General features: G+C 74.4%; 8 protein-coding genes. 1 reads left to right on the top strand and 7 read right to left on the bottom strand.

Features of this window, described 5'->3' with window-relative positions; translation table 11 throughout:
* Positions 1-33: 33 nt before the first annotated feature.
* The 6 genes from Q8791_RS26225 to Q8791_RS26250 form a co-directional block, all read right to left on the bottom strand.
* On the bottom strand, positions 34-963 hold the full coding sequence (locus Q8791_RS26225; RefSeq protein ID WP_330094480.1) for an alpha/beta hydrolase: 930 nt from the start codon (positions 961-963) through the stop codon (positions 34-36).
* Positions 964-1,170: 207 nt separating this feature from the next.
* Positions 1,171-2,502: a transporter gene (locus Q8791_RS26230; RefSeq protein WP_330094481.1), complete on the bottom strand. Its 1,332-nt coding sequence runs from the start codon at positions 2,500-2,502 to the stop codon at positions 1,171-1,173.
* The gene (locus Q8791_RS26235) at positions 2,499-3,206 is read right to left on the bottom strand and encodes a hypothetical protein (RefSeq protein ID WP_330094482.1); all 708 of its coding nucleotides are present in this window, start codon (positions 3,204-3,206) and stop codon (positions 2,499-2,501) included. Before Q8791_RS26235 ends, Q8791_RS26230 begins: the two co-directional genes overlap by 4 nt.
* Positions 3,203-5,386, bottom strand: coding sequence for a hydantoinase/oxoprolinase family protein (locus tag Q8791_RS26240; RefSeq protein ID WP_330094483.1), 2,184 nt, complete (start codon positions 5,384-5,386; stop codon positions 3,203-3,205). The genes Q8791_RS26235 and Q8791_RS26240 overlap by 4 nt, the downstream gene beginning before the upstream one ends.
* 88 nt (positions 5,387-5,474) lie before the next feature.
* Positions 5,475-7,097 (bottom strand): FAD-dependent oxidoreductase, encoded by a 1,623-nt coding sequence (locus Q8791_RS26245; protein WP_330094484.1) that lies wholly within the window; start codon positions 7,095-7,097, stop codon positions 5,475-5,477.
* 10 nt (positions 7,098-7,107) lie between these two features.
* A complete protein-coding gene (locus Q8791_RS26250; RefSeq protein WP_330094485.1) occupies positions 7,108-8,199 on the bottom strand; it encodes a LacI family DNA-binding transcriptional regulator in 1,092 nt (363 codons plus the stop codon).
* 208 nt (positions 8,200-8,407) lie between these two features.
* Here Q8791_RS26250 and Q8791_RS26255 point away from each other — a divergent pair, with 208 nt between their 5' ends.
* A complete protein-coding gene (locus tag Q8791_RS26255; RefSeq protein ID WP_330094486.1) occupies positions 8,408-9,433 on the top strand; it encodes a glycoside hydrolase family protein in 1,026 nt (341 codons plus the stop codon).
* A gap of 172 nt (positions 9,434-9,605) precedes the next feature.
* Here Q8791_RS26255 and Q8791_RS26260 read toward each other — a convergent pair whose 3' ends face one another.
* Positions 9,606-10,853: an Nramp family divalent metal transporter gene (locus Q8791_RS26260; RefSeq protein WP_330094487.1), complete on the bottom strand. Its 1,248-nt coding sequence runs from the start codon at positions 10,851-10,853 to the stop codon at positions 9,606-9,608.
* Between the last annotated feature and the right edge of the window lie 222 nt (positions 10,854-11,075).

Here is an 11,075-nt window from a genome sequence, read left to right on the forward strand (position 1 = left end):
CGGTCGTCCGCGGCCCGGGGGCGGCCCCGCCCCCTACCCCCGCGGCGGGAGCGCCCGCCCGACGTGCTCGGCGATCACACGGTAGGTCTCCCGGGCCGCGTCGTCGTGCACCACGTCGTAGCCGTGGTCGCGGTCGGAGACCTCGTGCAGGGCGGCGAGCGCGCCCGCCCCGTCGAGGCGGCGGGCGTAGCGGCGGCCCTCGTCGCGCAGGATGTCGTGTTCGGCGACGATGACGAGGGCGGGCGCGATGCCGGTGAGGTCGCCGCTGTCCTCCGGTCCCGCCGGGGAGGCCAGCCGGTGGCCCCGCGTGGCCGGGTCGGGGAGGTAGGAGGAGTTGAAGACCTCGCCCATCCAGGGCCGCAGCAGGGGCCGGTCGACGACCGAGGGCTTGTCCCCCGCGTGGACGGTCATGTCCAGCGGCGGGTAGTGCAGCACCTGCAACCCGACCAGGCCCTCACCGGCCTCCAGGTCCAGCCGTGCCGCCGCCGCTGCCAGCGCGCCTCCGGCGCTCTGCCCGCCGACCGCCAGCCGCGACCCGTCCCATCCGTGCTCGCCGCCGTGTGCGGCCACCCACCGCACGATCTCGTGGGCCTGGCGGGGAGGGGCCGGGAACGGGTGCCGCGGGGCGACCACGTAGTCGACGTTGAGCACGACCGCCCCGGCCTCGTCGGCCAGGGCGCGGCACAGCGGGTCGTCCATCTCCGTCCACCCCAGCACGAAGCCCCCGCCGTGCAGGTTGACGTACACCGCCGGAGGTCCTGAGCCGGCCCCGCCCCCGGGACGGTGGACGGTGACGTGCGCCGGACCGTAGGAGGTGGGCACGGTCAGCGCCCCGGTCCTTCGCGGGTACTCGGGGAGCCTCGCGTGGGCGCGCCGCGTGGCGGGCCCTGCCGCGAGCGCCATGCCCGCCTGCATCGACCGGGCGACCAGGCGCGCGATCGGGGGACGGCTCAGGATCGTCATGACGCGCCACGCTACCAGCGGCGCCGCAGGGCCCGCGGGCCGATCGGCCGATCGGCGGCGCCGCCGGCCGCCCGGGGCACGGAGCCGTTCCACGCGACGATCGTGACCACCGCCCCGAGCGGCTGCCGCAGAACACGGCGCGGGCGGCTCGGATCGGCGGTGCGTGCCGGGTGCGGACGGTACCCCGACCGCACCCGGCACCCCGCGTCAGAGCAGGTAGAGGACCGAGGTCAGGACCAGGCCCGCGATCGCGATCATCCACGTGTAGGGGATGGTGGAGAGCATGGAGCGCTCGGGGCGGACCCCGGCGTACTGCGAGGCCCACACCGTCTGCGTGCTGGTGGGGTCCGAGACGCCCAGGACCTGGCCGTAGGAGGCCATCAGGCCCAGGACCGCCGGGGCGGGGTAGATGCCGCCGGAGATGAGCACCCCGGCCACGCCCGCGCCGAGGCCGAAGATGTTCATCGGCCCGCGGTAGAGGGCCAGGGGCACCAGCAGGGCGAAGACCAGCACGAACAGCCAGGGGTTGCTCGGGCTGATCGCGGTGACCACCGGGCTCAGGGCCGCGACCGCACCGGGCAGGTTCACGGCGGCGAGGAGCATCCCGATCGCGATGAACAGGACGATCGGCGGGGCCGCCACGTCGAACGCCTGGTAGAGCGTCCGCAGCGCGGTGGTGGTCATGTCCCGCCAGGGCACGGCGGTCACCAGCGCGAAGACGACGCCCGCGATCAGCGAAGGCACGATGGGGATCTCCAGCCCCAGCGCCAGCACGATCGGGACGAGCGGCGTGACGAGCGCGTACCAGGGGGCGTCCCCGCGTCGGCGGCGGCGGTCGGCGGCGCGTTCGCGGCGCGTGCGGGGGCGGTCCGGACCGCCGCCCCCGGCGGTGGCGGGGACGCGCACGGCCCAGGTGTGCCTGGCGCCCTTGCGGCGCATCTCGACGAGGATGTAGGCCAGCCCGCCGACCAGGGCGATCGGGAACATCCGCAGCTGGAAGTGCTGCACGGTGGACACCGGCACGCCGATGGCGTCGGAGAGGAACTGCCAGTTGATCAGTTCCAGGGGCAGCCCGGCGGCGATGCCCACCAGGACCGTGCCCGCCGCCACGGTGGGCGTGACCCCGACGGCGATCATCGCCGGGATGCCGACGACGCCGGCGAGCATCGCCGCGGGGGCCGACCCCGTGATGCTCCCGCACAGGATCGCGACCAGGAACACCCCGACCGCGACCACGGAGGGGCGTTCGCCGCCGAACTCCACGATCTTGCGGACGAGCGTCGAGGCGATCCCCGCCTCCGACATCAGCGTGCCCAGCCAGCAGCCCAGGAGGATGGCGACCATGGTGGCGGCCAGCCGCGGAGCGCCCTCCTGGACGACGGTGCCGACGACGCTTCCCTCCTCCCCGGTGAGGGGCGCCCCCGCGATCAGGGCGATGGCGACGGAGAGCAGGACGAGGGCGAAGGCGGTGGGGAGGCGGCGCGTCAGCATGAGGCCGACGCCCACGGCCATGGCGAGAAGGATTCCCAAGGCGGTCACGGGCGGTCTCCGGGGGTGGTTCGCGGGCCCGGTCCGTGGTGGTCCGTGCCCCGGTGGGCGAGGGTGGCGGCGATGGCGGCGGTGAGCGCGAGCGGGCTGCGGCGGAGCGCCCCGCGCCGTCCGGCGTAGGCGTGGGCGGCGATCTCGTCGGCTCCGACGATGTGCCCGCGCACCCGCAGCGGCCCCCACCGCAGCACGGTGTGGTCGAGCCGGCGGCGCAGCTCACGGCTGTGGCCCCGGTGCAGCATGCGGTGGGCCTCCTCGTGGGCGAGCGCGGCCTCGCGCAGCGCGGGGCGCGGGTAGTCCCCGCCCCACCCGGCGGCCTCGGCCACCCCGCGGGCGTAGTCGAGGGCGTCGGCGTAGACGATCACCCGGTCCCCCGCCGCCCGGTGGAGGTACTCCGCGAGCAGGACCTCGTCGCGGCGCAGCCCCCCGGTGGCCATGTCGGTCACCTCGGCCTCCGGCCGCGCGGGGTCCCCGGGCGCAGGGGCGCCGGCGGTGTCGGCCAGCTCCCGGCCGAAGCCGAGGGCCACGCGCGCCCAGGCGCGCAACTGGTCCCGGTCCCTTCCCTCGTGCGTCGGTGTGAGGGCGAGGAGTTCGGCGGCGAGGTCCTCGTCGGACGCCGCCGCGATGCGGGCGTACTCGCCGCCCGGGCCGGGGCCCTGCGGAGCTCCGGCCGGCTCGGGGTGGTCGGGCCCGCTCATCGGCGTCTCTCCATCAGGGCGACCACCGACTCGTCGGGGCCGCGGCGGGCGATCTCGGTGGCGGCGAGCGCGAGGAGGTGCCCGGGGTCCATGACCCCCGACAGGTCGGCGAGCTTGGGGCCCAGCAGGAGCCACACGGCGGGCGGGACCGCACCTCCGTCGCCGTAGCTGGTGCGTTCGGCCACGAGGTCCCTGAGCCGCCCCTCGGCCTCGGAGGCGGTCAGGGTGTCCACGGTGGCGTCGGCGCTGTGCAGCCGCACGACGCCCTCTGCGTCCACGACGCGGACGTGGGCGCGTTCGCGCGCGAACCGCCCGAAGAGGCCCCCGGGGCGGCGGAGCACGCCGAACACCCGGTACTGGCCATTGGAGGCGTACTCGGTGACGGACGCGGGGTCGGCGCCGAGGCTGGCCGCGGCGGCGGAGCGGGCCGCCGCGGCGTCCGTGACGGCGGTGCGGTCCTTGGTGCGCAGCTCGGTGGCGCCCGTGGCGACGGCGGTGACGAGGTTGCGCTGAGGGTCGACGGTGACGTCGACCTCCACCCCGGACGGGTCGGCGCCCTGGGAGAGCACCGCCTGCTCGGCCTCCGCCCGGACGGCGAGCACGTCGGCGTGGGTGGCCCCGGGGATGATGCGTTCGACGGACTCCCGGACCAGGGCCAGGGCGACGCCGAGGGGGCTGATGACCTCGCTGTGCGCGGCGATGCGGGCGTCCAGGCCCATGCGTTCGCCCAGGTAGGGAGTGATGGTGGCGGCGCCGCCCCCTCCTCCGACGAGGGTGCACACCTGCCGGTCGAGCCCGTAGTCGCGGGTGAGGGCGTCCACGACGGCGCTGACGCGCGAGGTGGCCCGGTGCAGGACGGCGCGGGCTGCCTCGTCCACACCGACCCCGAGCGCCGCGGCCAGCGGGGCGAGGGCGGCGCGGGCCGCACCGGCGTCGGCGCGGGCGTAGTCCCCCTCGGGCACCAGCCCCGCGGCGTTGGCCGCGCAGGTGACCGTGAGCGCGAAGCGCCGTACGCCGTTGTCGAGGACGGCGTAGTCGGCCGGGTCGGACGCCAGGGGGCTGATCCGGACCAGGCGGGCGCCGTCCAGTTCGGCGGGGTCGGCGAAGCAGGCGTAGGGCAGGCCCGCGATGTGGGCGCTGCGCGGCCCCACGTCGGTCAGGGAGGCGCCGCCCGGGGCGTCGCCTCCGCCGAGGCGGACGAGGGAGCCACCGCCGATGCCGACGGTGCGCACGTCCAGGGCCGACAGGTAGGTCTCCTTGCCCCCCAGTTCGGCGTGCCGGATCTGCACGCGGCCGCGCCGGATCACGCTGACGTCCGTGGAGGTGCCGCCCGTCTCCAGGAAGACGCCCTCGCTCACCTTCTCCCCCATGAGGGCGCCCGCGACCCCGGCCGCGGGGCCGGAGAGCACCGTCAGCAGGGGCCGGTGGCGCATCTCGGCCAGCGACATGACCCCGCCGTCGCAGCGCATCACCATCAGGGGCGCGCTCACCCCGGCCTTGACGATGCTGCTCTCGACGAGGTCGGCGGTCTGGAGCATGCGCGGCATCACCCCGGCGTTGAGCGCGGCGGTGCGGGCCCGTTTGCCCAGGCCGTAGAGCTGCGTGATCTCGTGGGTGGCCGTGACGGGGACGCCCCGGACCTCGGCGGCCGCCCGGACGGCGGCCTCCCCCCGGGAGTCGTCCACGCTGAAGGGCTCGACCGCGACGACGACCTCGGCGCCCTCCGCGAGCACCCGGTCGACGCCGGCGAGCGCCGCCCCGGCGTCCTCGGGGTCGCGGAGCGCGGTGTAGCGGACCGGGAGCGGGTGCCCGGAGTCGAGCTTGAGCTTGCCCAGGGAGCGCAGCCGGCCGGTGGCGAACGCGTCGTAGCCCGTGCCGATCCCCACGATGCCGATGGTGGCGACGTCGCCCTCCAGGAGGGCGTTGGTGGCCTGGGTGGTGCCGTGCGCGAGGAACCCGACGTCGTCCGCGCTGACGCCGATGTCGTCGAGCAGGCGCTCCAGCGCGGTCATGATGCCGTGGGCGACACCGTCGGCGTGGTCGTGGCTGGTCGGCACCTTGACCTGGCCCAGGAGCGCGAACGTGGTGGCGCTGACGGCGACGGCGTCGGTGAAGGTCCCTCCGACGTCGATGCCGACGCGTACGGGATCGCGGGCGGGAGGCGGGGTCGGGTCGCTCATGGTGGCCCCTTCCGGGGAGTGCGTGGGGAGTGGGTCGTGCGGGGCGCCGCCCTCCGGGCGGGGTGCGGACGGCGGCGCCGGACGGGCGTCAGTAGCCGCGGACGTCGGGCCAGTGGCGTTCGACGCCGGTGCGCTCCAGGAGCGCGGTGAAGGACTCCAGGAGCTCGGCCTTGTCGCGGACGGCGTGCGGCGTGGTGCCGTGCTCCAGGGCGAAGGCGGCGAGCCTTCCCGCCGCCTCGCCGATGTTCCACTCGACGGGGTGCAGCCGGAAGCAGCCGTTGGTGATGTGGGTGGTGCCGATGTTCTTCGCGGCGGGGAGGAGGTTGGTCTCCCGGGCGGGGAGGAGCGCGCCGAGGGGGATCTCGAACGGGACGCTGGCGATGTCGACGTAGGTGTCGCCGCCCGTGGAGGGGTGGAGGTCGATGCGGTAGCTGCCGATGCCGACGGAGTCGTGGCGCCGGACGATGCCGTGCGGTCCGACGAGGTCGAGGGACACGTCGTGCTCGGTGACGGTGGTGACCGCCCTGATACGGCGGGACTCGCGCACGTAGGCGGCCTTGGCCAGGCCGCCCTCCCCGCCCGTGATGTCGGGCCGCGGGCGCAGCCCCGGGTACCCGGCGCCGCCGTCGGGCCTCGGCGCCTCTGTCTGGAGCCAGTACAGGACCGACAGGGACAGCTGGCGCGCCTCCTCGTGGGCCTCGCCGACGGTCGCGGCGTCCACCACTCCCTCGATCTCCAGGGCGGGCTTGAGCCAGTAGTCGTTGAGCGGCCAGTTGACCAGGGTGATGTCGGAGTCGAACGCCCCGGGGCTGTGCATGCCGCGCGCGAGGATGCGGCGGAAGCCCCACAGCTCCTTGTCCCCGGCGTCGGCGCTCTGGTCGGCGTCCACGGCGAGGGGGTCCACGTCGGGGTTGGGGACGAACGTCCGCTCGGAGGGCTCCAGGGTGCGCGGGTCGGGCGCGGAGAAGCCCAGCAGGGGGCCGGGCCAGAAGTCGGGGCGGTACGAGCGCCAGAAGTCGTACATGCGCGGGCGCTCGATCGTGTGGTCCTCGCCCTCGTGGTGGGAGACGGCGAAGCAGTACGTGATGCCCTGCAGGTTGGCGGGGTCGGCGGTCTCGGGGGCGTGCGGCTCACCGTGCTCCGACCGCGCCTCGGCGCCGGTGACGTGGTCGATCCCCGCCATCGGGAGCAGGTCGCCGTTCTCCGTGGCGTCCAGGACGTAGTCGGCGCCGACGGTGTGCCTCCCGCCCTCCCCGTCCTCCAGGACGACGGCGGTCACCCGGTCCCCGTCCGTGTGCGCCTCCACGGGGCGGTGTCTGGCGAGCACGGTGATGCGCCCGGCCGCGCGGTGCGGTGCGACCATCTCCTCCAGGACGGCCAGGGCGACCCGCGGCTCGTGGCAGAGCTTGCTGACCCGGCCGGCACCGGGGTTGAGGGTGCGGGACGCGGCGGCCTCCGCGCGCAGCGGGTAGGCGCGCCGGTAGTGGTCGCGGATGCCGTCGCGCAGGCGGCGGTAGGTCTCGGTGGCGCCGAACTGCTCGATCCAGGGGTTCTCGTCGGGCGGGACCGCCTGCGAGGTGAGCTGCCCGCCGATCCAGTCGGTCTCCTCCGTGAGGACGACGCGGCGGCCGGAGTCGGCGGCGGCCAGGGCGGCGGCCACTCCGCCAAGCCCTGCGCCGACGACGAGGATCTCTGTACGGGTCTCGGTCATCGTGTGCCTCTCAGGTGTTCTTCTTCGCAGACCGGGGCGCGGCGACGGTGCCGCCCTCCACCGGTTCGCAGGGCAGCAGGCGCCGGGTGGCTCCTCCGGGGGCGCCCGCGATCAGTTCCAGCAGCAGCCGGACCGCGTCGCGGCCCATCTCGCGCATCGGCACGTCGAACCCGCTGAACGCGGCCCCGCCCCCCGGGGCGCGGCCCCGGGTTCCGGTGGCCGCGCCGAGCACGGCCAGGGACAGGTCCTGCGGGCACCTCAGCCCGGCCCTGTCGACGGCGGCCCCGAGCCCGGCCAGGGCCGCCCCGGTGTCGGTCTGCTCGACGACGACGCCCGTGACGCCCTCGTCCAGCCAGCGCCGCAGCAGGGTGTCCAGGTCGCCGCCGTCGGTGCGGGCGACGAGGCCGGCGGTGTCCATACCGGCCGCGCGGGCGCCCCGCAGAACACCCTCCTGCCGGTCGTCCGAAGCCGGGGCCTGATCGTGTTCGCGCAGGTAGCGCAGTTCGCGGTGGCCCGCGGCGGCGAGCCGCGCCACGACGTCGGCCGACGCCGAGACGTAGTCGGCGCCGACGTAGGGGATGCCGGGCTCGTCCCGCCGGCCGATGTAGACGAACGGGAAGCCGTCCTCGGCCAGGCGCCGGATGGGCTCCTCCGGTACGTGGCGTCCGAAGAACAGGCAGCCGTCGGCGACCCGGACGCGCCGGACCGCCGCCGGGTCGTCCGCCCGTGCCGCGGCGCGGGCCGAACCGGTGAACAGGATGAGGTCCTGCCCCTGCGCCCCGGCCTCCTCCTCCACCCCGGCCAGGATCGGGTAGTAGGAGTGGGCGACGTCGGTGGGGAACGTGGTGCTGAAGGTGTACAGGCCGAGCATCGCGTTCCTCGCGGAGGCGAGCCTGGTGGCCACGGGGTCGGGGACGTAGCCGAGCTCCTCCGCCGCGTCGAGGACCCGCTGCCGGGTCTCCTTGGCCAGTGCCATGCCGGAGGGCGTCCCCCGCAGGATGAGGGAGACGGCGGCCTGGGAGACGCCCGCGACCCGCGCGATGTCGGACTGGCGGGGCCGTCGGCGCCCGGCGGGCCTCTCCGTCCGGCTTGCGTCGGTCACCTGTTCCTCCTCTGATACGGCGTTCTAATGCGCATTAGTCCATGACTGTGAGCTGCGCCACGCGATATGTCAAGAGGTGTCGACGGGATTTCCTGCCGATGACCGAAGGGTTTCACTAATACGTATTAGGTCCTTGACCGGCGCATCGTGCCTGGTGAAAACTCTGGGTTTCGGAGCACCCCCCGACCCGCTCCGGAAGGGAACCGTCATGTCCGACGCACACTCCCCCTCCACCGAACCCACAGGTGTCGGCCGCAGGACAGCGCTCCTGGGCGCCGGAGCCGCCGCGGCCGGAGCCCTCCTGGCGCCCGGCCTCCTCTCACCGGCTCCCGCCGGCGCGTCCCGCGCCGCCTCGGTCCTGCCGCGGTACAGGTTCCTGCGCGAGGCGCTGGACACCTCGTCGCTGGCCTACAACCCCACCGGGGAGCTGATCTTCCCCTGCCTGCGCGGGACCGCCGGGAGGCTGCCCGCGGCCCCCGGGCGCTTCCTGCTCTACTACGCCCCGCACGACGCCCCCGGCGGGATCTGCCTCGCGTACGCGGACAGCCCGAACGGCCCGTTCACCGAGCACCCGGGCAATCCGATCGTGTCCCGCACCTGGTCGCCCCACTACTCGGTGAGCCACGTGTCGTCGCCGCACGTGATGTGGAACGCCGAGCACCGCGAGATGTGGCTGTACTTCCACGGCGAGAACACCACGACTCGGCTGGCGCGCTCGCGCGACGGGATCACCTTCGACTACGAGGGCACCGTGCTCACCACGGCGATGGTGCCGGGCACCACGGAGGCCTCCTACGCGCGGGTCTTCGAGCACCCCCTGCCCGACCGGGGCTCGCGCTACGTGATGGTGTTCATGCGCAACAGCACCGGTAACAACCGCTCCATCGGGTGGGGGTGGTCCGCCGACGGCATCACCTTCGACTTCGACCCCCAGCCGCTGATCTCCCACTCCGCCGTGGGGGTGTCCGACCTGTCCGGCCCCCACCTCGTCGAGCGGGGCGGCAGCACCTACGTCGCCTACCACACCGACCGCGGCGACATCCGCCTCACCGAGGTCGGCCGGGACTTCTCCCGGCGCGACCACCTGGGCGTGGTGCACACCCCCCTGGCGGGACCGCCGGACTCGGGGCGCAGCGCGGCGCCGTCGTTCGGGTCCGACGGGGGCACGCAGTACATGTTCTACGAGGCGGGGAGCCGCCTGGGGGCGACCATCGCGATCGCACGCGCCGGGTGACACCGCACGCGGCCGCACGACCGGCGGCGGGGTGGCGCGCGGGCCGGACCGCGGCGGGGACTCGGGGGCGGCGGCCGGGCCGTGGGGTCCGCCCGCCCGGCCCTCGGCGGTGGAAACGGACGGCCCCCGGGGCGCTGCACGCGCTCCGGGGGCCGACCCGCGACCGGGCGGGTCAGGACCCGCTGACGATCCCGTAGAGCTCGTACACGCACAGGACCACGAAGAGCGAGCCCGCCAGGGCCAGCCCGGTGTTGCTGATCCAGCCGTTGCGCCACTCCCGGGGGGTGCGCGACGAGTTGAGCAGCCACATCAGGGTGAACGCCAGGAACGGCATGAAGAACGCGCCCAGCACACCGTAGGCGATGATCAGCTGGAACGGCCTGCCCACCAGGAGGAGGAGCATCGGCGGGAAGGTCAGCCACAGCATGTAGCCGCGGAACGCCCAGCCCTTCTCGTTCTCCCCGGGCTCGGTGTTGGTGCGTCCCCGCACGTGGTTGACGAAGTCCGCGAAGAGCAGGCTCACGCCGTGCCACACGCCGATGACGGAGGAGTAGGCGGCGGCGAAGAAGCCGATGAGGAACGCGGTCGCCACGAACCCGCCGAACCGGTCGCGCAGGATGTCGCCCAGCTGGAGGAGCCCCTGGTCGCCCTGCTCCAGCGCGATACCGCTGGCGTACAGCAGCTCGGCGCCGACGATGAGCATCGCGACGACGAAGATGCCGGTCGTGACGTAGGCGACGCGGTTGTCCAGGCGCATCATCCGCATCCAGCCGGAGTCGCGCCAGCCCTTGGCGTTCACCCAGTACCCGTAGGCCGCCATGGTGATGGTGCCTCCGACGCCGCCGACGAGGCCCATCGTGTAGAACACGGACCCCTCCGGGAGCAGGGGGACGAGTCCGCGGAACGTCGCTCCGATGTCGGGGCCGACGTAGACGGCCAGGCCCACCACCGTCACGAACATGACGCCCACCAGGAACGTCATGATCTTCTCGAAGACCGCGTACCGGTTGAACCAGACGATCGCCAGGCCCGAGACGCCCGCCAGCACCGCCCACAGCTCCAGCGGGAGGACGGGCAGGAGTACGGCCAGCGGCAGGGCCGTCGCGGTCATGGCGCTCGCCCCGTAGACGAAGCCCCAGACCACGATGTAGGGGGCGAAGTAGACCGTGGTCCACTTCCCGAGGCCGCTCCAACCGTCGAAGATGGTGCGCCCGGTTGCGAGGTGCCAGCGGCCGGCGGCCTCCGCCAGGGAGATCTTCACCAGGCAGCCGACGATGGTCGCCCAGAGGAGGGCGTATCCGAAGCGGTTTCCCGCGATGAGGGTGGCGACCATGTCGCCCGCGCCGACACCGGTGGCCGCGACGACGATGCCCGGTCCGAGTTGCTTCCAGGTCGCCCTGCGTTGTTCGGTGGCTGCCACCGACCCCTCCTTCGTGTGCGGCGGAGACCGCCCGTTCAGTCCGCATGAATGTAAGGGGTGTGACACAAGTCGTAAACGGGACAACGTGTCCCGGGGCGGTTCCGTGGCGTAATCGATATGCCGGGGGTCACACCCGGGGGCCTGGTCGCGGGACACCGGCGTCGGAAGGACGGACCCGCCCGTGGGGCGGGCCCCCGGAGACGGCGGACCCGCCCCCCCCCC

This window comes from Nocardiopsis codii, assembly GCF_036327455.1.
Lineage (GTDB): Bacteria > Actinomycetota > Actinomycetes > Streptosporangiales > Streptosporangiaceae > Nocardiopsis > Nocardiopsis codii.

Excerpts from the sequence above, each read along its gene's own strand:
- Q8791_RS26235 (WP_330094482.1), bottom strand. The coding sequence starts at position 3,206 with ATGAGCGGGCCCGACCACCCCGAGCCGGCCGGAGCTCCGCAGGGCCCC.
- Q8791_RS26225 (WP_330094480.1), bottom strand. The coding sequence starts at position 963 with ATGACGATCCTGAGCCGTCCCCCGATCGCGCGCCTGGTCGCCCGGTCG.
- Q8791_RS26255 (WP_330094486.1), top strand. The coding sequence starts at position 8,408 with ATGTCCGACGCACACTCCCCCTCCACCGAACCCACAGGTGTCGGCCGC.
- Q8791_RS26245 (WP_330094484.1), bottom strand. The coding sequence starts at position 7,097 with ATGACCGAGACCCGTACAGAGATCCTCGTCGTCGGCGCAGGGCTTGGC.
- Q8791_RS26240 (WP_330094483.1), bottom strand. The coding sequence starts at position 5,386 with ATGAGCGACCCGACCCCGCCTCCCGCCCGCGATCCCGTACGCGTCGGC.